Origin of the sequence: Prevotella sp. HUN102 (genome assembly GCF_000688375.1) — a bacterium.
In the GTDB taxonomy this organism is placed as follows: domain Bacteria; phylum Bacteroidota; class Bacteroidia; order Bacteroidales; family Bacteroidaceae; genus Prevotella.
This window is the reverse complement of sequence record NZ_JIAF01000004.1, coordinates 571,222-596,794: the sequence shown is the minus strand read 5'-3', so window position 1 is coordinate 596,794 and position 25,573 is coordinate 571,222. Positions and strand designations below refer to the sequence as shown.

At 46.6% G+C, this 25,573-nt stretch carries 20 protein-coding genes; 9 read left to right on the top strand and 11 right to left on the bottom strand.

Annotated features, from left to right (window positions below; genetic code table 11):
* Positions 1-12 precede the first annotated feature (12 nt).
* From P150_RS0107430 to P150_RS17565, 8 genes are all read right to left on the bottom strand, one after another.
* Positions 13-1,911: a 2-oxoacid:acceptor oxidoreductase subunit alpha gene (locus P150_RS0107430; RefSeq protein ID WP_028897134.1), complete on the bottom strand. Its 1,899-nt coding sequence runs from the start codon at positions 1,909-1,911 to the stop codon at positions 13-15.
* A gap of 904 nt (positions 1,912-2,815) precedes the next feature.
* Complete coding sequence (locus P150_RS0107420; protein WP_028897132.1) at positions 2,816-3,304, bottom strand: Dps family protein; 489 nt, start codon at positions 3,302-3,304, stop codon at positions 2,816-2,818.
* Between the two features lie 315 nt (positions 3,305-3,619).
* Positions 3,620-5,572: a 4-hydroxy-3-methylbut-2-en-1-yl diphosphate synthase gene (locus P150_RS0107415; RefSeq protein WP_028897131.1), complete on the bottom strand. Its 1,953-nt coding sequence runs from the start codon at positions 5,570-5,572 to the stop codon at positions 3,620-3,622.
* A gap of 185 nt (positions 5,573-5,757) precedes the next feature.
* Positions 5,758-6,264 carry a 5-(carboxyamino)imidazole ribonucleotide mutase gene (gene purE / locus P150_RS0107410; RefSeq protein WP_028897130.1) on the bottom strand — a complete coding sequence of 169 codons (507 nt, stop codon included), beginning with the start codon at positions 6,262-6,264 and terminating at the stop codon, positions 5,758-5,760.
* 154 nt (positions 6,265-6,418) lie between these two features.
* Entirely contained in the window at positions 6,419-7,036 is a 618-nt protein-coding gene (locus P150_RS0107405) for a phosphatase PAP2 family protein (protein ID WP_028897129.1), read from the bottom strand.
* Between the two features lie 30 nt (positions 7,037-7,066).
* Positions 7,067-8,578 carry an RNA polymerase factor sigma-54 gene (rpoN, locus tag P150_RS0107400; protein WP_028897128.1) on the bottom strand — a complete coding sequence of 504 codons (1,512 nt, stop codon included), beginning with the start codon at positions 8,576-8,578 and terminating at the stop codon, positions 7,067-7,069.
* Between the two features lie 44 nt (positions 8,579-8,622).
* Positions 8,623-9,270 carry a hypothetical protein gene (locus P150_RS0107395; RefSeq protein ID WP_028897127.1) on the bottom strand — a complete coding sequence of 216 codons (648 nt, stop codon included), beginning with the start codon at positions 9,268-9,270 and terminating at the stop codon, positions 8,623-8,625.
* Between the two features lie 234 nt (positions 9,271-9,504).
* Complete coding sequence (locus P150_RS17565; protein WP_155952967.1) at positions 9,505-9,654, bottom strand: hypothetical protein; 150 nt, start codon at positions 9,652-9,654, stop codon at positions 9,505-9,507.
* A gap of 364 nt (positions 9,655-10,018) precedes the next feature.
* Here P150_RS17565 and P150_RS0107385 point away from each other — a divergent pair, with 364 nt between their 5' ends.
* Both P150_RS0107385 and P150_RS0107380 read left to right on the top strand, forming a co-directional pair.
* Positions 10,019-11,305, top strand: coding sequence for a histidine-type phosphatase (locus tag P150_RS0107385; RefSeq protein WP_028897126.1), 1,287 nt, complete (start codon positions 10,019-10,021; stop codon positions 11,303-11,305).
* 19 nt (positions 11,306-11,324) lie between these two features.
* The gene (locus P150_RS0107380; protein ID WP_028897125.1) at positions 11,325-11,990 is read left to right on the top strand and encodes a hypothetical protein; all 666 of its coding nucleotides are present in this window, start codon (positions 11,325-11,327) and stop codon (positions 11,988-11,990) included.
* A 72-nt stretch (positions 11,991-12,062) separates the two neighbouring features.
* On the opposite strand, the gene P150_RS0107375 is transcribed toward P150_RS0107380, so the two are convergent.
* The gene (locus tag P150_RS0107375) at positions 12,063-13,025 is read right to left on the bottom strand and encodes a phosphatase PAP2 family protein (protein WP_028897124.1); all 963 of its coding nucleotides are present in this window, start codon (positions 13,023-13,025) and stop codon (positions 12,063-12,065) included.
* A 117-nt stretch (positions 13,026-13,142) separates the two neighbouring features.
* Entirely contained in the window at positions 13,143-14,300 is a 1,158-nt protein-coding gene (locus P150_RS17990) for an NAD(P)-dependent oxidoreductase (protein ID WP_028897123.1), read from the bottom strand.
* A 74-nt stretch (positions 14,301-14,374) separates the two neighbouring features.
* Here P150_RS17990 and rnr point away from each other — a divergent pair, with 74 nt between their 5' ends.
* The 3 genes from rnr to P150_RS0107355 all read left to right on the top strand — a co-directional run bounded on the left by rnr (position 14,375) and on the right by P150_RS0107355 (position 19,424).
* Positions 14,375-16,708, top strand: a complete 2,334-nt coding sequence (rnr, locus tag P150_RS16170) for a ribonuclease R (protein ID WP_051617586.1) — start codon at positions 14,375-14,377, stop codon at positions 16,706-16,708.
* Between the two features lie 69 nt (positions 16,709-16,777).
* On the top strand, positions 16,778-17,632 hold the full coding sequence (locus P150_RS0107360) for a hypothetical protein (RefSeq protein WP_028897122.1): 855 nt from the start codon (positions 16,778-16,780) through the stop codon (positions 17,630-17,632).
* A 676-nt stretch (positions 17,633-18,308) separates the two neighbouring features.
* The gene (locus P150_RS0107355) at positions 18,309-19,424 is read left to right on the top strand and encodes a leucine-rich repeat domain-containing protein (protein WP_028897121.1); all 1,116 of its coding nucleotides are present in this window, start codon (positions 18,309-18,311) and stop codon (positions 19,422-19,424) included.
* Positions 19,425-19,445: 21 nt separating this feature from the next.
* Here P150_RS0107355 and P150_RS17560 read toward each other — a convergent pair whose 3' ends face one another.
* A complete protein-coding gene (locus P150_RS17560) occupies positions 19,446-19,604 on the bottom strand; it encodes a hypothetical protein (RefSeq protein ID WP_155952966.1) in 159 nt (52 codons plus the stop codon).
* Positions 19,605-19,706: 102 nt separating this feature from the next.
* On the opposite strand from P150_RS17560, the gene P150_RS0107350 reads away from it, so the two are divergent.
* From P150_RS0107350 to P150_RS0107335, 4 genes are read left to right on the top strand one after another with little or no spacing between them, the layout of a single operon-like run.
* Entirely contained in the window at positions 19,707-22,370 is a 2,664-nt protein-coding gene (locus P150_RS0107350) for a carboxypeptidase-like regulatory domain-containing protein (protein ID WP_231477585.1), read from the top strand.
* Entirely contained in the window at positions 22,367-22,744 is a 378-nt protein-coding gene (locus P150_RS0107345) for a hypothetical protein (protein ID WP_028897119.1), read from the top strand. Before P150_RS0107350 ends, P150_RS0107345 begins: the two co-directional genes overlap by 4 nt.
* Positions 22,745-22,746: 2 nt before the next feature.
* Positions 22,747-24,258 carry a DUF6850 family outer membrane beta-barrel protein gene (locus tag P150_RS0107340; RefSeq protein WP_051617585.1) on the top strand — a complete coding sequence of 504 codons (1,512 nt, stop codon included), beginning with the start codon at positions 22,747-22,749 and terminating at the stop codon, positions 24,256-24,258.
* 33 nt (positions 24,259-24,291) lie between these two features.
* The gene (locus P150_RS0107335) at positions 24,292-25,545 is read left to right on the top strand and encodes a DUF4876 domain-containing protein (RefSeq protein WP_036932123.1); all 1,254 of its coding nucleotides are present in this window, start codon (positions 24,292-24,294) and stop codon (positions 25,543-25,545) included.
* Positions 25,546-25,573: the final 28 nt, after the last annotated feature.

Below are 25,573 nucleotides of genomic sequence, written 5' to 3'. Positions count from 1 at the left end.
TTATTCCTTTTATTATTGTAAGATTCTTGAATAGAAAGTACCGCCCTCGTCCTTTGGTATTGGAAGAGAGATGAGTCTTTCGAAACCTCTCACGAGTTCCTGTACTACGAAAGGCTGACCCTTCACTTGATTGTACTGGAACGGAGTAAAGTTGTTGATACGAATACGGAGCAAGGCTGCCAACTGACCGAGATTCTGTTCAGCAACAACTACCTTCTTGTATTTATTGAGCACTTCCGGTGTGTTTCTTGGCAGCGGGTTCACATACTTGAACTGTGCCAATGCCACTCTGTGTCCCTTGCTGCGGAGTTCCTGCATCGCTGAATAGAGATGGCCGTAGGTACTTCCGAAACCAACGATGAGCAATTCTGCATCGTCAGCGTCGCCTTCCACCTTCAGGTCTGGCACCGGAATGCGTGCAACCTTCTCAAAGCGGAGCATATCCATCTTGTGGTGGTTCTCCGCATCGGTTGAGATTGCACCCGTCTTGCCGTCCTTTTCCAATCCACCGAGAATGTGTTCGTATCCCTTCTGGCCGGGAATAGCCCAGTAGCGCACGTTGCTGAAATCGTCGCGCTTGTACGGAGTATAGGTGTAACGCTGTGCTTCGGTGGCATAATGTGGGCGAATCTCAGGGAGATCAGCCATATCCGGCAGCTTCCACGCAGCAGAACCGTTTGCAATGAACGCATCGGTAAGCAGAACCACCGGTGTCATGTGCTCGAGTGCCATCTTACAAGCCTTGAAAGCTGCGTCGAAACAGTCTGTCGGACTGGTAGCTGCAATCACCGGCATAGGACTTTCGCCGTTTCTGCCGTAAAGAACCTGCAAAAGGTCGGTCTGTTCGGACTTCGTTGGAAGACCGGTTGAAGGGCCACCGCGCTGCACGTCGATTACCACCAACGGCAATTCGTCGATAACGGCGAGGTTGAGGGCTTCGCTCTTCAGACAGATACCGGGACCTGATGTTGAGGTTGCAGCCAGCGCACCTGCAAAGGCAGCACCGATAGAAGATGCAGCAGCCGAAATTTCGTCTTCGCACTGAACTGTGATAACGCCCAATGACTTGTGCTTAGCCAGTTCGTGCAGGATGTCCGTTGCAGGAGTGATAGGATAGGAACCGAGGAAGAGCTTCAAACCAGCCTTCTCAGCGGCGGCAATAAGACCGTAGGCTGTGGCCTTGTTACCCGTAATGTCCATATAACGACCCGGATCTTTCGTCTTGGTTTCAATACGATAAGTATTCGGAACCGATGCGTGGATGTTGTGTCCGTAGTCATATCCGGCCTGAACCACCTTGATGTTGGCTTCAGCTACGGCCGGTTTCTTTGCGAATTTCTCTCTCAGGAAGTTAAACACTAACTCAAGGTCGCGATTGAACAACCAGCAAACCAGTCCGAGTGCGAACATATTTCTGCACTTCAGCATCGCCTTGTTGTCCATACCAGAGTCGGCAAGACAGTCCTTTACCATCTTCGTGAGCGGGCAAGCTACCACGCGGTCCGGGTCAATACCCATTTCTCCGAGATAGTCATCGGTAGAAAATTCCGCCTTTTTCAGGTCGCGCGATGTGAAGGCATCGGTGTCGATGATGATTGTTGCCTGTGGTTTGGCATTCTTGTACTGCGTCTTCAATGCTGCTGCATTCATTGCAACCAGCACGTCGCACTTATCGCCGGGCGTATAAACCTTGCCCGCGCCGATGTGAACACGGAAACCACTGACACCAGTGAGCGAACCTTGCGGGGCACGGATGTCTGCCGGATAGTCAGGGAACGTGGAAATACCGTTACCAACGGTTGCCGAAACATTAGAAAAAATATTACCCGCCAGCTGCATACCGTCTCCAGAGTCGCCGGAGAAGAGTACAACAACGTGCTCGAGTTCTTTCACTTCTAGTTGTTCTTCCATAGAATTATTTCTTGTTTAAGTTAGTTTTAACGGCACAAAATTGCAAAGAATAATTGATATAACAAAATCTTTTCGAGGAAAAAAGCAATCTATTTTCTGCTGACAATGAACAAGTTGCAAGAATACACTAATCGAAAAGTGAATTAAATCCAAAGAAAGATTCCGTTTGTCAATGTTTCTGCAAATAAACTTATCATAGCGAAAGAGAAACAATGGAAAACAAAACTATTGACATTTTCTATCAACTACATATTTGTATTATCAACATTTCGTGAAAATAAACAAAAAACAGGCTATATTCTTACAAGAAGGATAAAAATACTGCTTGATAGTGAGACGGGCATACTCTAAAAGCAATTCGCTGAATCCATCTTCAATCGCTTTTTCTGTAAATATCTTTCATCGTATTTTAACATTTGGCTTTTCTCAATACAGAGAAAATAGACGCATAATCGTGCGTTTGAATCGCAACAATGCGACAGTTGATTTTCATTTTTGCGAAGATTGCCTTCCGTTCTTCGCACGATTGAATTGCATTCTTCGCAAGAATGGAATGCACGTTTGCGGAGAATGGAATGCAATAAAGGGAATATTTGGCAATGTTTTTCTGCATTCTTGCGAAGAATGTTACAGGGAGGGAATTGGTGTTTAGGGTTTATTGCTTGTAATGAATTGATTAACAGGTTGTTGTTAAACTCTTTGAAAATGCCCATATTTGCTCACAGGATTATGTTTCTTCGCATTTAAATGTTAAAAAAGGAGGTTGTTGTAAATAAAAAATCAGATTGTTACTGTTCTGGTTGATAATTGTAAACTATGGATTGGGGCATAAAAAAGTCCTGCCAGACTCATTGCTGAGCCTGACAGGACAACTACAATTATATGATTGGGCTTTTGTATCTTCTTATTTTGCCTCGTGGTTGTGGGCAAAAGCAGTGAACATCCATACCGTCTTCTCCTGATCTCTGAGATAGTCGCTTATGAGTGCAACGGTTACTTCGTCGCCTGCTTCTGATGCTGCGCTGAGAATCTCGCGCTCGAGAGCGATGAGTGTCTTCAGATAGCCGAGCAAGGATTCTATTGCTTCCTTTCCGGAGTGGATATCGCCTGCTTCCTTGATGGTGGAAACCTTCAGGTATTCGCTGTATTTGCTTTCAGGAGCAGCATCGAGCTGAAGCAAACGTTCTGCAATGTCGTCGATCTTTGTGGCAGCATCGTTGTATAGCTCTTCATACTTTGAGTGCAAGATGAAGAAACCGTGTCCCTTTACGTTCCAGTGGAAACCGCGGAGATTTGCATAATAAACTTGGAAATTGGCGAGAAGCTGCGCCAAACCCTTAACAACGTTGCTTACCTTGTTCTCGTTCAAACCTGTGTAATCTAATGTCTTCATAATCTATGTCTTTTTTTAATTATTATTCTTTGTTTCTTTTTCTGATGCAAAGTTACGGAGGATTCGGATTTCCGACAACTGATAAAATCTATTTGGGGATAGATTTTCTTAATATAGATGCTTAAATGTTTGATAATAAGTTATTTATGATTTGAAAATGAATTTATTGAAATGGAATGATTATAACGGTAAATAGATATGGTTTCTTTGTATTTGTGTTTTTCAGGTATGTTTTTAGTTTTGCCGATAGGATAAAAAAACAAGCTACACCTTATATATATAAAGTGTAGCCTGTTGCTGTTTCGTATTGAATATTTACTTTTCCTGATCAGATTTGATGAGTGCCAGCAGATGTTCTACGGCATCTTCTTCGGGAATATTGCGCTCCACGCAGACCTTCTTGCGGTAGAGACTTACCTTCTTTGGTCCGGCACCAACGTATCCGTAGTCGGCATCTGCCATTTCGCCGGGTCCATTAACGATACATCCCATAATGCCGATTTTGAGTCCTTTCATTCCCTTGGTGGCTTCCTTGATGCGCGCAATCGTGGTACGGAGGTCGTAAAGAGTGCGCCCGCAGCCCGGACAGGAGATGTATTCGGTCTTGACCATACGCAGCCTGCCTGCCTGAAGAATGGCAAATGCAGTCTGCTCCACGTCTTCCTGTGGGAGATTGCCGTTGTTCATCAGCCATATACCGTCCGTAAGTCCATCAATCATCAGTGCTCCCATATCTGCCGCAGCCTCCAGTTGGAAACGTTCTTTGGCCGATGGTGTATTGGATGCTTGTTGTGCGGAATCGTTTGAGTGCTGATACATCTGCGCAAAGACGACCGGATTCTTCAGTCCTGCAATCATCATCTGATGGACGAGGGCACGCTGTTCGGCGAGTTTGTTCTGGTGGGTGCTCATTGATATCACCACTACTTCCGGATGATGCTTCAGACAGGCGGTAAATTCTTCGGATGGAGTGCCGTATTTCAGCACGAGGAACTTCAGTTTGGTGTTTATTGTCCCGATGAATGGAATTGCCTCGGTGGGGAAAATCGGATAGATGTCCGCTGATGGGAGCTTGCCTTCGCTTGCCAACTGGATATATACATTGTAGTCGAGGATATATTTCTGCCCCTTTACGATGTTTTCGGGAAGCGAATCATTGACGTAGATGTAGTCGGGAAGGGGGAGTTGTGCAGCGACGGTTGCCGAAGTGTCGTCGGACAGAGTGTCGGATTCGCTGCCGGTGGAGGAAGAAGATGCGGCTTTTATCGGTCGTGTGGCGATTACTACGGGTACGTTGTCGCCTCCGATGTTGCCCACTGCCTCCGTTTCACGCCGTTCCGGATGGAGATAATCAAAGCCTTCGTATGTTTCGGCAGGTACAATGAGATGTCCTTGTTTGCGGCGCACGTAGCGGGTAAGGTAGCTTGCCACGGGAATTTCGCATTCCGGGTCTTCGCTGAGCGATACACGTATCGTGTCGCCGATGCCGTCGTTGAGCAACGCACCTATGCCGACGGCACTCTTTATGCGTCCGTCTTCTCCTTCTCCAGCCTCGGTTACACCCAAGTGGAGTGGATAGTGCATATCCTCTTTGTCCATCTCGGCAATCAACAGGCGCACGGAGCGTACCATTACCACCGTGTTTGAGGCTTTAATAGAGATTACGATGTCGTTGAAGTTCTGCTTTTTGAAGATACGGAGGAACTCCATACAGCTCTCTACAATGCCTTCCGGGGTGTCGCCGTAGCGCGACATAATTCTGTCGGAAAGACTTCCGTGATTCACGCCAATGCGAACTGCCGTGTGATTCTCCTTGCAGATGTTGATAAACGGTGTCAGACGGTCTTCAATGCGCTTCAGTTCCAATGCGTATTCCTCATCGGTGTATTCCAGAATCTTGAATGTGCGGCCCGGATCCACGTAGTTTCCCGGGTTGATGCGCACCTTTTCGGCATAGAGAGCTGCCACGTCGGCCACGTTTGCATTGAAATGAACATCGGCACATAGTGGAGTTTTGTAGCCGTCGGCGCGCAATTGCGCGTTGATGTTCTTCAGATTCTCTGCTTCTTTCTTTCCTTGGGTGGTCAGTCGCACGAGTTCGCCGCCTGCTTCTATTATTCTTTCGGCCTGTGCAACGCTCGAAGGCGTGTCGTCTGTCCGTGTAGTGGTCATCGACTGCACCCTGACCGGGTTGTCGCCACCGATATCTAATGCACCAACGTGAGTAACGGTGCTCTTTCTTCGTTCGTAATTAAATAAATTTATCATAGTGAATTAGTATGGAACTATTGGTCCGATTGATTGTCGGAATGCTGATTTATTAGCTCGATAGAGCCTATACGCCCAGCGTTAAAGGCACAAGTTCCTGATATTAGCCTTAAAAGTTCTTGGTATTTAGCCTAAAAACTCTTGGCATTAAGTTTAAAAGCTTTTGGGATTAAGCCTAAAAGTTCTTAACACTTGAACTTATAATCCTTTATTTCGGCAAGTTCCCTGTTGGCTTTCTCAATCTTTTCGCCCAATGTTGATTTCCATTCTTCCACCTTTCTGGCTATTTTTTCATCTCCAAGTGCCATCATTTCGGCAGCAAGAATCGCAGCGTTCTGTGCAGCGTTCACTCCAACGGTGGCAACGGGAATGCCGGGAGGCATCTGAATGATTGAAAGCATAGCGTCAAGACCGTCCAACATACCCTTGATTGGCACACCGATGACCGGCAATGACGTTGAGGCTGCGATTACTCCGGGCAATGCAGCAGCCATTCCTGCGCCTGCAATGATTACTTTGATGCCACGTTCCTTTGCTCCTTTGGCGAAATTTTCCACAGCGTTTGGCGTCCGATGTGCTGAAAGCGCATTTATTTCGAATGGAATTTCGTATTGTTCCAACCACTTACAAGCCTTTTCCATTACCGGTAGGTCGCTTGTTGAGCCCATAATGATGCTAACTAATGGTTTCATATCTTTGTATATTTTTGAGGGATGTTGCAGCAGAGCGTTGTCGGGGGGCGATGCCGGGGAACGATGAACGCTGATGAGCAATGTAGTTCTCCCTCCTTCGCTTCACGATTTCCTTGTATCTTCACTCTCGAACACTACCCATAGCTTCTTGAATCTATATAAATATTATCGTGATAAACGCACTGGCTATGCCCAAGAAGAAGCCGGCCGTAACCTGTGTGAGCGTGTGCTGGCGCAAGATGATGCGGCTTGAGCCTACGATTCCCGATGCAAGGATAGTCGTACACAGCCACCAGAGAGGATTAAAGTTCAGCATCAGTGCGAAAGCAATGAGCGTTCCCAGCACGCCTCCTATACCGGCGGTGTGCGTTGATATCTTCCACCACACGTTGATGACGGCACAAAGCACCTGAATGCCCAATGCCACCACGAGAATAGACGTGATGAGGTGGGGCAGATGCAGCAGGTTCATCAGGTACAGACAGCCGAAATAGCAGATAATGGAAATGATGTAGGGCATCATTCTCCGTTCCTTCTGCCCGAGCTGAATCAGCGTCCATCCGTGATACTGCCTGTAAAGATGGATAAGCAGTGTGGGAATGAGCACCGTGAACAGATAGACCATCAACACGAGCGACAGTTTTACCTGCCACGGAAACGTGCTCAGATAGGAAAAGAACAATATTGCAAGAATACCCACCACAGGCAGGTAGAACGGTGTGAGAATCATACTCACGATTCGTGCAGTCAATATGATGTTTTTTTCACTCATTTTCTTCTTGAACGATGTTCTTTGTCCTCCTTATTCCTTGCGAAGCCGTGCAACGGGAAGGTTGAGTTGCTCGCGATATTTTGCCACCGTGCGGCGCGCAATGGGAAATCCTTTCTCCTCCATTACCTTTGCCAGAGCGTCGTCGCTGAGCGGTTTCTTCTTGTTTTCGTTTTCGATGACCTCTTTCAGAGCCACCTTTATCTTTCGGGTAGACATTTCTTCGCCATCAGCCGTAGTGTAACTGTCGGTGAAGAAGAAGCGGAGCGGGAACGTTCCCCATCGAGTCTGCGCATATTTAATGTTGCTCACACGTGAAATCGTGGAGATATCGAGTCCTGTTTTCTCTGCGATGTCTTTCAGAATCATCGGTTTCAGGTCGGCCTCGTCGCCATCCTGAAAGAATTTCTTTTGGATTTCTATGATGGCTTTCATCGTTACGTAGAGCGTATTCCGGCGTTCCTTGATGGCCTGAATGAAGCCGCGGGCCTTGTCCACCTTGCCTTTTATATAAAGAAGAGCCTCCTTATCCTTCTGACTCATACTCTGTTTGTTCTCCTTGTAGGCTGCCAGCATATCGTTGAAACTCTGCGAAACGTAAAGCTCGGGCAGATGTCCGTTGCTCAGGGAAAACGAAACTGTGCCGTCGTCGTCGGTGTCTACTATGAAATCGGGCGTGATCTGCTGAATGTTTCTGCCCATTGTCTCGCCCATTGATGCTCCCGGTTTCGGATTCAGCTTGCGCACTTCCTTCTGCAAAGCATCAATTTGAACGTCCGACAGAGCCAGTCCCGACCGAATCCTGTCCCAATGCTTCTTGGTGAATGCGTCGAAATAAGTTGTGAGAATCTCGTGCATAAAGCCGTATAGATGTCCCTCACGGTCCCAGTCGCCGTTCTCCACCTTGCGGTCTATCTGCAAAAGCAGGCATTCCTGCAAGCTGCGCGCCCCGATACCCGGCGGATCAAAGTCCTGTAATATCTTCAATGCCTCCTCGATGTCGCTTTCAGTACAGTCGATACCGTTGTAGATGGCCAGCTCGTCAGCGATGTCGCCGAGCTCTTTCCGCAGCCATCCGTCGTCGTCGAGGCTTCCGATGAGATACTCCACGATGAAACGCTGCTGCTCGGTAAGCTCCCTTTCGCCCACCTGCTCGTTGAGTTTGTCGATGAACGACGTAGTATCTCCATATACAATCTCCTCGTAGTCGGCATTGTCGCGCTGCTGACGGCCGTCGTAGGTGGGCAGATCATCGTCCGACTGCATTCTTTCGAGTGCCGTATCGAGCGCATCCTGACGTTCTTCTTTCTCCTTTTGTGAGTCGAAATCGTCGTCGGGAGCTTCCGGAATGTCCATCGTGTCGTTCAGGTCGCCCTCCTCGCTGTTGCTTTCCAAAGCCGGATTGTCGTCGAGTTCCGCCATCACGCTTTGCTCCAATTCGGTCAATGGCATTTCCAACAACTTCACTTGCAACATCTGCTGTTGCGAGAGACGCTGCACCTGACGTTGAACCTGTTCTTGAACTTGTACTTGATTTTGAGCCATTATAACTGGAATTGCGTTGCAAAATTACGAAAAAACTGAGAGAATTATCTGAAATAATCGTGTAATTGTGCTGCCAACGCCGAAAGTTTCTCGGGATTGTCATTTCCATATCTGTTCCATATCTCCTGACAGGGCAGCAGCAGCGGCGAAATCATCAGGTCGTCGCGGTTCAGATAGGGGTCGCAGAACTGGAATACGTCCATCACTTCCACCACCAACCTCGGACTTATCTTCAGCAGTTTTGCCAGTTCCTGAATCTCGGGTGTCTCTTCCACCATCGTAATCGGCGTGAGTCTGAAATACAGGTCGAGCACCATTATGAGCATCACGGGCTTCAATGCCTCGTTCTGCTTCAACGGCAGAAAATCGCGCTCGAAAGTTTCCTTCACTTCCACACCCTCATAGAATTCCGCCGGCTGTCCGAAGCCTTTCATCGAGCGCAGCTTCTTCACGTCTCTCGACAGTCTTCGTGGATTGTCGGCGTAGGTTTCCCAGATGAGTTGCAGCACAGGCGTTTCCCGCTGTCGCAGCAAGAACTGCTGTTCGTAGAGGCTGCGTGGCGGAATATGCAGTTCGAGGCTCAGCTCAACCAGTGAACGGGAGTACAACGACTTCATTCCCGCAGGCTTTTGCAGATAGAGCTGCAAGAGCAGTAGCCAATATTCGTCAGACCATAATGGGTGTGTTGCCATAAGCAATGGAAGTGTTTTGTTCTAAAGGCAAAGATAGTTCTTTTTATAATAATGTGCAAATAATTCTCGGAATTAACGTTCGGGCGAACGTTCGGGTGTTGAAAATATGCTGATGACGTTGTGAATATTCTTTACAAAAGTGCTTTAAAAACTCGATTATTTTGAAACGGGAGAAAAGTTTTTTCAAATATGGTGTTTTTTGAGGCTTGTTGTAAGATGCTGATAGATAATGAATTATGAATATCGGTCGGATAATGCCGATGCGATGCTCTGACGATGGTTCGCAAATAGAACAGAATAGACTCTTGGATTGTTCTGTTTTTCCACTCCTTTGTTGCTGTATCGTGCTTCGTTCTTGCGATAGTCGGATTGTATTCTTCGCAAAAACGCAAATCATTCTTCGCAAGTTTGCAAAATGTTCTTCGCTCCTTTGCAAAACAATGATGGGAAAAACGGCTCGAAAGAGTGTGTTTTATGCGTTGTAAATCTTAGATTGACGAGTCGGGAGGGTGCGTTTTTTGGTAATGATTCTTTACAAGCTGCGACACTTCGGCGACAAAAAAGTGATATTTAAATTGCATTTTTATGAAACAATGTCAGAATAATTGCGCTGCCTGTTTGCTATTTTCAGTTATAAATGATAACTTTGCAAGGCTGCATTCTTCTGGTTTCTGTAAGGCAGAAATACATAGAATAGAGAATGCTGTTTATAAAATAAATTAATATTAATAGTAAAATAAATTAAATTATGAAGAGGTTTTCAATATTATTGCTCTCTGCCCTTACGGCATTCGCAGCTTTCGGGCAATCATTCAGAAGCGTAATCGACGCAAATCCACGTATGGCGGCAAGCAATTACATCGCCTATCCTGCCCCCGTGAAGGCACTTACGCCTGCTCCGGCGGGCTACGAGGCCGTGTATATCTCGCACTACGGTCGCCACGGTTCGCGTTGGCTCACGTCGAAGCGAGGCTATCTGGAACCGATGGCAGTACTGGAACGTGCCGATTCGTTGGGCGTTCTTACCGAAAAGGGAAAGGAAGTGCTCGGCAAGCTCAGGAGAATGTACACCGAATCCTACAACCGTTGGGGCGAGCTTACGGAACTGGGAGCCGTGCAGCATCAGCAGATTGCAAGGCGAATGTATGAGCGTTTTCCAAGTGTTTTCCGTGATTCCGTTTGGATAGATGCGAAGTCTACGGTGGTTATCCGCTGCATTCTTTCGATGGAGAACGAATTGCAGCAGTTCCTTCGCCTGAATCCTACGCTCCGTGTGCGCCACGATGCAAGCGAGCACGATATGTATTATATGAACCTGAGCGACAAGAAACTCTCCAGACAGAAGGAAACGCCCGAGGCTGTCAGGGCATACAGGGCGTGGTGCGACAAAAATGTGAACCATTCTCCCATCTTCGACCGGCTCTTTACCGTCAAGGATTTCGTGAAACCGGGTGCCGATGCCTACAAGTTTTCCTTCGACTTGTTCAAGGCTGCGAGCGTGGTGCAAAATTCTGAGATTCGCCACGAGCTGGATTTGTTTGATTTATACACCAAGGACGAAATCTACCGTCAGTGGCAACAGGAGAACGTCTGGTGGTATCTGCACTACGGTCCGGCTCCTCACAACGGTGGCACGCAGCCTTTCTCGCAGCGCAATCTCCTCCGTAAGATGATTGCCGAGGCAGATTCGTGCCTGCAGTATCCACGGCCGGGTGCAACGCTCCGTTTCGGACACGAAACGATGGTGCTTCCGCTGACTTGTCTGATGGAAATAAATAATTCCGGAAAACAGATTAAGAACCTTGACGATTTGGAAAAGGAAGGTTGGATCAATGCGCGTATCTTCCCGATGGGCGCAAATATCCAGTTGATTTTCTACCGTTCGGCAGCCAAGCCTTCTGAAATTCTCGTGAAGGCATTGCTCAATGAGGAGGAAGCCACCTTGCCTTTGCCCAAGACCGGTACGCCGTATTATTATAAATGGAGTGATTTCAAGGCTTATTATCTGAAGAAACTGGAGGGGTATAAGGGATAAAAATATAAGCGTTTAATAAATGAGGAAGTTTGTTCAATGGGACAGGAAGACGCTGTTTTACTTTGTTCTTCTTGTTCACTTGGCGAGTCTTATCTGCTTTTCATATCTGTATTTTAAGTTGGATAGGGAGTATTATATAAGGTGGCATCTTGGGCATATCGTTGTTCTCATTGCCACTTTCACTCCTGTCGCTATGTTGCTTCTGCTGCCTCGTTGGAAGCATAGGGTTTTGCTGAGAGTCTTTCTCGTCTTGTTTATCCTCGTATCGTGGTGCTTTGCTTTTTTGAATACCGTATTTGGGCATCCCCTGTTCGCCGAAAGGGAGTTTTTTTGCGAGGATGGCCAATATGTTCTTCGGAAGCACGATGAGCTGATGGAGCTTCCCAGAGTAGCTTTATATAAGAAAGAAGGAATTATTGAGCATTATCTGTGTGATTATGGAGTGTCTACGGTTGATTCTGCAAGGGTGTACGAGCATCTTAATGCCATTGTTCTGTATTGTCCTAAACTTGCAGAATACGATAATCTGCGAGACAATGACTGGAACAGAGAGGTCAGACGGATTTATCCCTTGCCCTTTAATGGTCTTGAATTCAATGCACTACACAGAAAAGAACTTGATTCGCTTATCAAAAGTGAAAGAATGGAGGTTCATTATATAGGTGAAGTTGATTTCGGATGGTAGCTTTCCCATCTTGTATAACCCATATAAGGAAATTCCCCCTGCACTTCAGAAGAAGTGCAGGGGGCTTTGTTTTTATTTCATTCTGCGTGTTGCAAACATCAACGTGCTATAAAGAGCTATTGCTGAAACTACTCCGGCAAGTGCATCGACGAGATAGTGTGCCTGAATATAAACGGTTGCGCAGCACAGGAAAAGGTAGAATGGCGTGAGGATGTAGAAGAGGTTTCTGTTCTTTGTGCGCCAGATCAGCAGCATACATATCGTGCTGATGCCCACGTGCGAGCTTGGAAATGCCGCCGTTGGGCGTTCGCCGGCTGCCTTTGCGTCTTCCACGAGATGGTAGAAGATGCCGTCCGTGTAGCCGGGGCTGGGCAGACAATCCTGATGGAAGTTGAAATAGTCGTGGACATTGGGAAATATGCCGGCTGCAATCTTCTCCAGTCCCACGGCTTTATAATAGAATGTGGGACCGGCAACGGGCACGAAGATGAAGACGATGTAATAGATGAAGAATGCCGCAAGCACAATGAAGGCCGCGCGTTCGAATTCCTTGTATTGCCAGATGAAGTAATAGAACACCGTGAGAGCTATCATCGGGTAATAGGCTGCGTAGCCCATATCGAAGAGTTCGCTGAATATGGGGTGCGAAAGGCTCTTTGAGAAGGTAAGTGCTGGTTGGAAACCGAACCAACTTTGCTCCCATTGGGCGAAAACGTGGTCGAGGTTGTGGAACAATCGGTTGATTTCGTAGGTGTCTGGATACCACCAAGCGAGCAGTCCCATCTGTGCTGCAACACGTATGAAGCGTGTGAATCTGCAAGGTACAATGCGGTATGCCAGCCAAAGGGCAGCCGTCATAGCCACAATGCGCAGTCGTCCGAATATCATTGCCTGTGGATTCTCCATATCGGTATAGAGAATGAACACCAGAATGAGCGTGAACACGAGATAAATCATTGCTGCCCACTCCAGAGCCATCAGTCCTTTGAGTGGTTTCTTCTCGATTCTAAACAGGTCTTTTATGAATTTTTGCATAATTTCTTTTTGAATATGGGGGAATTACGAAGTGAGGGAATGGCGATGAAGATTCCGTAATCGGGTGGGGAAGGAGTGTGAAATGGAGACCGAATGGTGCATTTCCGCGCTTCGGCATTATATCCATCTCTCTTCCTTATACCACTTTATGGTTTCCTTTACGCCACGTTTCAGGTCGTATTCCGGCTTGTAGCCGAGTTCGTCTACGGTCGGTTGGATGTTGCAACGCCAGTTTCGCTGTTTCAGTATCTGATATTTATCGTTGTTGAGTGCGCTGATTTTGCCGGTTATACGTCCGAATAGGTCGCCGAAGAAAGTGATGATGCGGAGCAGCCATATCGGTGCCGTGATGCGAATCCACCACGGTCGCCCCAGTTCCTCGTGAATCAGGTTGCTGAATGTCGAACTCTGGTACACGTTTCCATCTGAAAGGAAGTACGCCCGTCCGTCTTTTCCACGTGTGAGTGCGAGGAATACAGCCTGAACCACGTCCTTTACATACACGAACGTAATGTCCTGACGTTTGAATCCTACTGCAAAGTCGGTGTGTCCCTTGATGGATTTCGCCATCAGGAAGTAGTCCTTTTCGCGTGGTCCATACACACCTGTGGGTCGCAGAATGATAAATGGAAAGACGGCACGGTTCTTTTGCTTGTCTTTCTCCGTGGAAAGCTCCCCATTCTCCGTAGAAAGTCGTATCTTCTTTGTGGAAATAAAATCATTCTTCGTGGAAAGGCATTCCGTGTTCGCTGAATAGCCTTCGCTTCTTGGCGTTTTCTCTTCGTGGTGGAGAGAAGACGGGAGGCTTTCAAGGTATTTTTCCGCCTCCAGTTTGCTTTTTCCATACGCCGTATTCGGCATTGGCGTGTCGCTTTCCAGTATCTCCCGATATGGTTCTTCCTCACGAATAGCCCCGAAAACGCTGAGGCTTGAAAGATAAACAAAGCGTTCGAGCGGCATATTCAATGCCTGAATGGCTCGTATGAAATTCTTTGTTCCTTCCGTGTTGATGCGGAAAAAGTCTTCTTTGTGCAGGCATTTCGTGGCTCCCGCAGCGTGAACGATGTAGTTGAACTCGTGAGATGCGAGTTCTTTCTCGAGTCTTTCCTCCGATGAAAAGTCCAGTTCTATGAAATGAATGCGTGAATCTTGCAGATATTTGCGCGAAGAAGTGGGGCGAACGACTGCCCAAGTGTCAAACCCTTGTCGCAGAGCCTCCTCCACAATGAACGAACCAATAAAGCCCGAAGCCCCTGTTATTAAAATCTTTTTCATTAAAATAATGTGAAACGTTTGCAAAGATACAAACTTTTTCGTTACTTTGTGTCAATTATTAAAACACAATCATTATGGGAAAAGAAAAGAAAGGTAGCAACAGATTGAATAAAGCGCAGATGGCGGAAAAGCTAACCGGCTTTTTCCAGACACAACCTGAAGAGACTTTCAGCTTCAAACAGATATTCCGGGCACTCAAACTGACCACGCATCCCGCAAAGATGCTTGCCATTGACGTGATGGAGGAAATGGCGTGGGACGATTTTCTCGCCAAAGTGGGCGAATATGCCTATACGCTCAACACCAAAGGACAGGTTCAGGAAGGCGTATTCATCCGTAAATCCAACGGCAAGAACACGTTTCAGCCCGACGATGGCGGCACGCCCATCTTCGTTTCGGAGCGCAATTCAATGGCAGCCCTGAACGGCGACCGTGTGAAGGTGCAGCTTTTGGCACGCCGACGCAACCATATCAAGGAAGCAATGGTGGTTGAAATCCTCCAGCGCAAGAAGGAAACGTTTGTAGGACGCCTGCAAGTGGAAAGCGATGTGGCGTTCCTCGTAACACAGGAGAACCTCTTCGTTCACGATATCATCATCCCAAAGAAGGCTCTGAACGGTGGACAGACCGACGACCGCGCCCTCGTAAGGATTACAAGATGGCCCGATGCCAGTCATAAGAATCTCGTCGGAGAGGTAATCGACGTGCTGGGAAAGGCCGGCGACAACGACGTTGAAATGAATACGATTCTTGCCCAATACGGTTTGCCCTACAAATATCCGAAAGCCGTAGAGGAGGCAGCCAACAAAATAACGGGCGAAATCACGTCAAAGGACCTCGAAGAACGCGAAGACTTCCGTGATGTATGGACTTGTACCATCGACCCAAAAGACGCGAAGGACTTCGACGATGCGCTGTCTATCCGTAAACTCGACAATGGTCTGTGGGAAGTGGGCGTGCATATAGCCGACGTTTCACACTATGTGAAGGAGGGAGACATCATAGACAGGGAAGCACAGAAGCGTGCAACCTCCATCTATCTCGTGGACAGAACCATTCCGATGCTGCCCGAACGCCTCTGCAACTTCATCTGTTCGCTCCGTCCCGATGAGGAAAAGCTGGCTTACAGTGTGATTTTCAACATCGACGATGAGGCGAACGTGCAGGATTTCCGTGTCGTTCACACCGTTATAAAGAGCAACCGCCGCTACGCCTACGAAGAAGCGCAGCAGCTACTTGAGGAAAACGGCGTGATAGACGGCACCGGCGAACCGGCTCCGACACCCGGAAAGGACGGATATAAGGGCGAGTTTGCCGAAAACATCATCACGCTCGACCGACTGGCAAAGCTCATCCGTAAGCAGAGATTCAAGAACGGAAGCGTGAAATTCGACTCGGAAGAACTCCATTTCGACATCGATGAGAAGGGCAAACCCATCCGTTGCTACTTCAAGCGTTCAAAGGATGCCAACAAGCTCATCGAGGAATTTATGCTCCTTGCCAACCGATATGTTGCACAGAGCATAGGAAAGGTGGCAAAGGGCAAGAAGGCGAAGACGCTGCCGTACCGTGTTCACGACAATCCCGACCCACAGAAGTTCGAGAACCTGCGACAGTTTACGGCGAAATTCGGCTACAAGCTGAAGTCTTCAAGCACAAAGGGAGCCACGGCCCGCGCGCTGAATGCGCTGATGGACGAAGTGGAGGGCAAGAAGGAACAGAAAGTGATTCAGACCATCGCACTCCGTTCTATGATGAAGGCAAAATACACCACGAGCAACATCGGCCATTTCGGACTGGCGTTCGATTACTATACCCACTTCACGTCGCCAATCCGCCGCTATCCCGACACGATGGTGCACCGTCTGCTGACCCGTTATGCCGAAGGCGGACGTTCTGTGAACAAGGAACATTGCGAAGAACTCTGCGAGCATTGCTCGGATATGGAGCAGGTGGCGCAGAATGCCGAGCGCGATTCCATCAAATACAAAATGGTGGAGTATATGGGAGAGCACATCGGCGAGTGCTACGACGCCCACATCAGCGGTATTCAGAGCTACGGTATCTATGCCGAGATCGACGAGAACCATTGCGAGGGTATGATTCCGATGCGCGATCTCGACGACGACTACTACGATTTCGACGAGAAGAACTATTGTCTCGTAGGCCGCCGCCGCCATCACGTCTATCAGTTGGGCGACCCAATCCGTATTCAAGTGGCAAAAGCGAATCTCGAACGTAAGCAGCTCGACTTTACGCTGGCGAAGGATGAGGCCGGAGAAGGCAGCCTTTCGGGCAAGACTTCGGCTTCACGGAAATCCGAAAGTGCATCGGCTGCCGGCAAAAGCCGCCGCAGTGCTTCGGGTTCGGGCAAGTCTGGCAAGAACAGCAAGCGTAAGAGAAGATAAAAGACAATGTTTGAAACAAGGTTGTGTTGCGCCGTTTCATCGGTGCTGCACAACCTTTTTATTTTGCTTATGATGAAAAGACTGTTTACACTTCATTTCCTCCTGTTCCTTGCAGCCCTTTCCCTCAGTGCGCAGGAACGGCAATATCTTCGCCTAAAAGGCTATTACAGAGTCTATCAGGCCACAAACTCAATGCTCAGCTACTTCGTGGACGGAATGATGGAAATGTATCTGCCCCTCTCCGCCGCAGCCACATCATCCGATTCATCTTCTGTCTCTGCCTCTGCAAGCGAGACTTCCTCCACCTTCATAGACCGGAAATTTCTCGGCGAACGCCGCCGCAAGGCACCACAGGCCAACGGCGACGACACATTCATCCGTATGAATATGCCCAATCTTGAATCCGTCCCGCTCATCGAGAGCATCAAGAGCGAGGAATACTCCACCCGAAACAATGGCGACGTGTATCGATGGGCAGACAAGTGTGGAAAAGTAAGAAAGCGTTCGCATTCTGAAAGCGGAAAATCCATACAGCTCATAGCAGTCGGTATGGACAATCTTGCAGGGCAGACGAACCACGAAATAGATATGAGTCAGCTCAAGATGTACGGCATCATAGCGCGAATGACCCGGTTCGACGAGTGCGAAACCTACCATTTCAAGGAAGGCAGCTACACGCTCAACGACCTTCTGTCTGCGGAAAAGCATCAAACATTTTTTGCCCGTTACCGAGGTGAGGACGAAGACGAGCGCATCGACGTGTGGAGCGACTTCTACATTACCGACAAAATGACCGTTTCCGAAGCTGAACTGAAGAAAATCAAGAAGGAAAAGAATCGTGTCTTTACCTTCTCCATCCCCCAGTCAGTCCCTCCTCTTGAGAGCGAGGTGGAGAAAGCGTGGGGCAGTATGGTGGAATATTAACCCCTTTCGCCCTTCTTTCCCCTTGCATTCTCCTCTTTTCTTCATCGTGAATATTTATTGACAAAAGCTCCGTTTTTTAACATTTAAAATCAATCAGGCACACTTCCGTCCTCAAATATGCGATTTTTGGAGGCTTTTATAATCCATTGATATGTAACGGATTATCTTAATTGCGGCATTTAAGACCATATATCCTTTACTCCATTCTTCGCACAAATGGGCGAAATGAGCCTTAAGAAGTCGCCGTTTCGTGTTTCATTCTTCGCAAGAACGTGGCGCATTCTTGCGAAGAATGTTTTCTAATCTTCGCACACCTGCATTCCATTCTTCGCATCATTGGGAAACATACTCCGAAAGAAAGGTCGGAAACCGTCAGAAAACGCCCTTCCAATCTCTGGTTTGAGAATTTTCAAGTCCACTTTTTCAGTAAGAGAATTTTACAAAACGGAATGGTTTATCAGCCTGTAATACCCTATTAATTGTGCCTTTGATGGAAGACATTCAATTTGTCTTACGTTTCAACTGGCTCACTCTTTCCCTCTAATCGTGGTTTAGGAATCAGTCCGAATGAGAATATAAATTTACCTATTTGTGGGTATTGTCCACAAATCTTCTTGTTTATACCTTTGCACTCTAACAAAATTTAATATAAAACTTTAAAAAACTACAAAGAACTATGAGGAAAATCTACTCTTTATTATTAATGTGTGGTTTGCTGTTTTCTGTTGCAGAAGCAAAGGCAGAAGTGGGAACTGAAGTTATTAAAATCAAGACCGACAAGGCCATTGGCAGCACTTTGTCTATGGAAGTCCTTATATACGGCGGACTTGATGACGAAGGTGAGGTAAAGACGATTACCCCAATCAATGGAGACAATATTTCGTTCGAGGGAGCAACAGTATCTGCGGCAATCAGCCATAAGATTTATTTGAAGGTTAATGCACCTGAGATTACAATCCGTGGCAATGTATATCTGTTCACTGTTGTCAAGCAGGGAATTACCGAAGTGGATTTGACTGAGGCTGCAAAGCTCGGCAGTTTGCGCGTGAATGAAAATCCAATTACGGGTATTGACGTGTCGAAGAATGCTGAACTGGTGGAACTCTGGGCCTCCTATTGCCCTGAATTGCAGAGTGTAAACCTTGAGAATGCGTCAAAGTTGATGACACTTTCAGTGCAAGGCTCAAAAGTTTCATCATTGGATTTTACCGATGCAAAAGCTATCAGAACACTCTATGCCGGCGATAATCCTAACTTGAAGTCGCTGAACCTTGCTGCTCTCGGCGATTTGGACGAACTCTGGGTGAACGGAAACGGAATAGAGTCGCTCGACCTTTCGGGCAACCCATATCTGATGAATCTCGATTGCAGCAGAAACAAGCTGACAACACTTGACGTAACTGCAAATACCGACATTAATTTCCTCTCTTGTTGGGGAAATAACATCAAAGGAGAAGCTATGGATAATCTTATAAAGACTTTGCCACAGGAAGAGTTCACGCCACGTGAGTTCTGTGTGTTCAATGGACTCTATGCCGACGAACACAATGAATTGACCGACGAGCAGATAGCAGCAGTGAAGAAGCGTGGATGGATTGCCAAGGAAGCCGCAGGCTCAATGGACTTCTTTGTATGGGAAGAACTCCACAAGGGCGTTTCAACCAGTATTGGTTCTGTTGCAGTTGAGGCTGAAGAACGCAATGTTTGGTTCGACTTGAATGGCCGTCGCATAGAGCAGCCTTCTGTAAAGGGTATCTATATCCACAATGGAAAGAAGGTTATCGTGAAATAATACTCATTCTCAATCCCATCATCAGCTCTGAAGAACACCCAAAAGCTCTGATGCCAAAGGGCTGTCTTCAGAGTTGTTGTATATGAAAGCTGCAAAGCCGGGATGAGAATTGCGTACAGCGCAGTACGGACAGACAAGGATACGGCGCAGCACGTGGAAAGTCAAGCACATTTCTTTCATAAACCAAGTATTTCAGACTTATACTGAAATTATATTTTACCAGTGGCAAGAATCATATTTACTTTATTTCTATGTATGTTTTTCCAGACATCATTTGCTCAGATGAGGTGCAGGATTCTGGAAAAGAAAACCAACGAACCTCTTATCGGTGCAACGGTAATGGCTGAAGAAACCAGAAGAATCATCGCAGTAACCGATCAGGATGGTTATTTCACTCTAATGGACGGATTCAGTAAATCTGTCCGTATTTCATATATCGGCTATAAAGGCATAAGCATAATGCCTCGGAAGAATACCGTATATTATATGGAAACCGATGCAAACGAGCTTCAGGAGGTAGTGGTAACGGCACAGGAGGGACACGGACTTTCGAGTGCGTCCACCATCAGCAAGCAGGCAATGGAACATTTGCAGCCGTCCAGTTTTGCCGATTTGATGGAATTGCTGCCCGGAGGTCGTGCCAGCGATCCCCAGTTGAATGTGCCGAATACTATCAGTCTTCGTGAAGTAGGAATCGGCAGCAGCCAATACAGTACCTCTTCGCTCGGTACCCGATTCGTAATCGACGGCGCACCAGTGAGCACGAATGGCAATATGCAGTATCTTTCGGGCGCGCTCGACCGTACGTCGGGCAAACGGAATTTTGCCAATGCAGGCGTGGATATGCGTACTTTGTCTACGGATGATATTCAGGAAGTAACCGTAGTCCGAGGCATTCCTTCCGTGCAGTATGGCGATTTGACGAGTGGACTGGTGAAAGTGAAACGTCGCAAGGGAGGCAATGACCTTTCGGCACGCTTCAAGGCCGATATGGATACCAAGCTGTTTTATGTTGCCAAGGCCTTTGAATGGGTGCCAAAGCGGTTTTCGCTCAATTTAAGTGCAGATTTCCTCAACAATAAAGCCGAGCCGAGAAACTTGCTGGAGACGTATAAGCGACTTACTTTTTCTGCCCGGATCAACAAGCGATGGCACACGGAATCAATGGAATACGGTGCTATGCTGAATTTGGATTACGGAGGATCGTTTGATGATGACAAGGTGGATCCTCAATTCAATCACGGTGGAGCAGACAAATACAAGTCTGAATACAACCGTTATGCAGCAAGCCTTCTGTGGGATATGAACAGTAATAGCGACCGTTCGTTTTTCAAGAATGCAGAGCTTTCGGCCTCTTTCTCTTACGAAAGGAATATCTTGGAACGCACAAGGCTCGTTCAATTGGATGGAGATACGCCCGCAGCAATGACAATGAGGAATGGAGAGAGCGATGCCGTGCTCATATCTCCTTATACATATACTGCCACGCATACGGTGGACGGTAGGCCAATGAGCCTTTATCTGAAAGGAAATGCCTTGTTCAGTTTTCCTGTTGCAGGTGTTTCCAACTCGCTTTTGGTGGGTGCCGACTATCAGATGGACCGTAACATAGGCGACGGTCAGGTGTACGACAGGTTGCATCCGGTATATACCGGGACTTCCTATCGCCCACGAAAATATTCCGATATTCCTGCTTCTAGGATGCTGGCAGCTTATGCTGAAGAGCGTATCGGCGTGGGAATGGGAAGCCATAAGATGGAGATTGAAGCCGGTATGCGTGCCGAAACAATGTTGGGAATAGACAGGGGATTTGCCACGCACGGCAAGGTAAACGTTGATCCGCGTGTGAATATGGGATGGACGTTTCCTTCTTTCAATGTAGGAAAAGAGAAAATGACCGTAAGTCTGTCGAGCGGTATCGGTTGGCACAGTATGTTTCCAACCATCGATTTGCTTTATCCCGAGCCTGCCTATATGGATATCGTGGAGCTGAACTATTATCACACTAATCCCGCCTACCGAAGAATGTATCTTCAAACCTACGTGATCGACCCGACAAATCGCAACCTGAAGGCTGCAAGGAACCTGAAGTGGGAACTGAAAGGGGATATAGACTGGGCGGGGAACCGTCTAACGATGACCTATTTCGTGGAAGATATGAAATCTGGTTTCCGTTCGATGAGTGTCTATGCACCTTATATATATAAAGAGTTTGATGCTTCCGGTATTGATCCCGATGCGCTGACGGCTCGTCCCGATGTTGCAACGCTGCCCTATACGGTAAGAAACGTGCTCCGTTCCTATGAGCATACGTCTAACGGAAGTCGTACTTATAAGCGTGGTTTAGAGTGGATGTTGTCTACGAAACGTTTTCCAATCATCAATACCCGACTGACAATCAGTGGTGCTTGGTTCAAGACTGAATATCATAATTCGCAGCCGATTATGTATAAACCTACACGTACTATTGGTGGAAATACGTTAGAACTGGTGGGAATCTACAAGGATGATGAAGGATATATAAGGGAAATGACTAATACGAACTTCACTTTCGACACGGCAGTTCCAAAGCTAAAACTCGGTTTTTCATTATCGCTCCAATGTGTTTGGATAACCGCTGAAGAGTCGATGAAGAAGGATAATATGCCACTTCAGTATATGGATAGCAGCGGAAACATACATCCTTATGCGGAATCCGATACAAAGGATATCTACTTGCAGCATCTCGTAAGAAATTATGCCGAAGGAATGTTCGATAGACAAACGGTTCCTTTCTATATGGATGTGAATCTTAAAGCCACGAAAAAGCTCTTCAAGGACAGATTGATGGTGGCATTGTTCGTGAACAAACTGTGGGACGTTTATCCAGACTACAGGCGTAACGATTTTGTTATCAGACGCTATGTAACTCCTTATTTCGGACTTGAAATGAATGTAAAGCTATGAAACAGATATTTTACACGTTTATTGCAATGCTGTTGGTAGGATTTTGCAGTGCTTGCGAACAGAAAGAAGACGATTATTATACGAATGCAATAGTTACGTTGCAAACTCCTGACAGTATAAAGGCTGTGAAAATGCAGGGAACTGTCGCTCTCAAGAATCTTTCAAATGGCAGGGTTTACTCGTCCTCCAACTTCAAGGACTCGATGGTTGAAATGGAAGTGTTGCGAGGAACATATATGCTTGATGCTGAAGGAACATTGCTTTATAGTCTGCCTGACGGTAGCGAGGAAGTGAAATACTTTCGGGCATCGAGCAATTATATAGAAATAGTAGAGCATCCTGCACGAATTAATGTGGAAATAATATTTATGTAACGATGAAGAAGAGGTTATTCTATACAGCTTTATTCTTCGTTCTGTTGAGATTTTCAGTACAGGCGCAGGTTCAAGATACTACTGCCGTAGCCGAACATCTTCACGAATGGAAGAATGTGATGGCTGAATCGAGAAGCAATCCGGCGTTTATGCAAACTGCGTACAGTACTTCCAACACGAGAATGAGATTGAGAATCAGCAGTAGAAGTTCGGATAAAGCCTTGCAATTGGAAACTGGCGATGGACATACGTTGGGAGAAGCCATTGTTGAATCGTATCTACGGCTTGATAATCGTAATACCGTCTGGGGTGGAGCATCGTATCAGATGGGAAGAAAATGCAACATTCGCTTTAATTCCACTTCCGATTATGAGCTTCTTTATCCCTATGTGATGGCAGATACACTCGGTGGAAATATGGAAAACGAGCGTTATGCGTTCAACGGTGGATATGCTATCAGATTGAATCGGTGGACAATCGGTGCTGTCATTGACTTCAGGGCGGAACACGAATACCGAACGATTGATCCCCGTCCACGTGGGATAGTTACGGACTTGACGCTTCGTTTAGGGGCAAGTTACGACTGGAGGAATTACAGATTGGGTGCTGGCATTGGCACAAGAACCTATAAACAGACAAACAATGTAGACTTTTACAATCCTTTGGGTGTGATTCCGGAATATCATCTGACAGGGCTTGGTACTGATTATGTGCGATTTTCGGGAGCAGTTCGTTCGTCATATTATACGGGAACAGGTGTTGTTGCCGACTTTCAATTGCTTCCCTGTAATGGAACGGGCGCATATTTGTCTTTGGAGGGACGGTATATGCCTTACGAGAATATACTCACTGAACTTAACGCACTCCCAATAACAAAACTGAATGTAACGAACTCCACTGTGAAGATGGGTTGGAAACACGAAGGACGTATGAGATGGACTGCTTTTGCAGGTATTGATTTGGAACGGAGAAACGGCAATGAACATATTGCGGGAAACTCTTCAAGCACCGAATATCGTTCGCTCATTACGCTGTCGATGTTCTCCGATAACAAATATGACTACTATTTAGGTGGTGCAATTAACGTTGGAAGAAAACGCCAATTCACGTTCAATGCCCGTTTTGGATTTGTAGATGATCTTGCCGAATATGTGGATTTGAAACGCGAGATGGCCTATACAAAGACCTATGGTAGGCTCGGATGGCAATGGATGTGGCACAATGATGCGAGATGGTTGGTGGAATGGAACGGAAACATTGCCTACTATCATAATAATTCCAGAAGAATCGTAATGCCATACGTGTGGATGGACAGCAAGATAACCGAACTTGTGAACCATACCTACGAATCGAAGACAGCTAATCTTGGGTTGTGTGAAACGCAATTTCACGCTTATCATTTTCCTAGAAACTGGAAAGGAACAGGCATTTTTCTGTCAGCAGGAATCCAATTTACCCACACGTCAATTGCAAGACAGATTACGCTTAATGGTACTTTTGGCGTAACATTCTAATAATCATAATCTCAAAAAAGAATATTTATCAATATGAAAAAACCGAATTTCAACAAGATAGCCCTGCTTTTATTGGCTATCGGAATGATGCTTACTTCCTGTAATGAATACAAGGAAACAGAGAAGGCAGAACAGATAGTGAATCACGCGCTTTGTTTGCAGATGCCTCTTGACATAAAGAATATGGATTTGTCGGATGCCAAGGCTGTATTCACTAGCATCAAGACGCACCGGCAATACACCATTGATTCTTTCAAGGCTTCTGACGGAGACTTCATTGCCAATGCAGAATTGCCGGAAGGAATGTATAACATTGATGTTCGTGGATCGATATCCTATATCTTGAACGGTAAAGAGATAAAGGCCAAAGTGAAGGCGACCCGTGATAATGTGATGATTCAGGCTCAGACCATTCCTACAAATTTAGCTTTGAATGTGTATTCGGCACAGGAAGGACTGGTTATTACTGAAATATTCTTCACGGGAACCACTACGCCCAACGGCTTTATGTACACCGACGACCAGTATATCAAGATAGGAAACAACAGCGATACAGTAATGTATGCAGATGGTTTGGCTTTTATCGAATCGTTTTTTACAAGCGATGACAAGCACGATTATCAGCCAGACATAATGAAGGATGCGATGACCATCTCTACAATCTACGTCGTTCCTGGTTTGGGAAAGCAGCATCCGGTTAATCCCGGAGAGGAAATTACCATTGCATTGACTGCCATCGATCATCGGCCAATCAATCCAAACTCCTTTGATTTAAGCGAGGCCGAATTTGAAATCTTCGATAAAACCTCGCATCCTGAAGGCGATCAAGACAATCCGAAGGTGGAAAATCTCATCAACTGGTATGCAAATTTTGAAGGAACCTTCGTAATGCACACGCGAGGTGTGAAGAGTTATGCGCTTGCTCGTCCGATGATTGATATGGATACTTTTATGCACGAGTACCGTTATAAGTTCGGTTACATCTTCAAGCAGGGAGATTTTGTGATTCCGATGGATGAAAACGAATACTTCATGCCGAACACTTGGATTATAGACGCTGTGAATCTGGCGGTTCCGACAGTGCACGAGTGGAATCTTGTATCGCCCATTCTCGACAAGGGATTCACTTATTGCGGACACGTGGATATGGATGAAACGCGCTACAACAAGTCGGTTGTCAGAAAGAAAGAGGGCAAGAAATGGATGGATACCAATAATTCATCAGACGACTTTTTGCCCAATGCCGTACCATCATATTTGAAACACTGCACAGGCGAGCCTAAGTAGAAATATAATTCCCCATTATTTAAGAAAT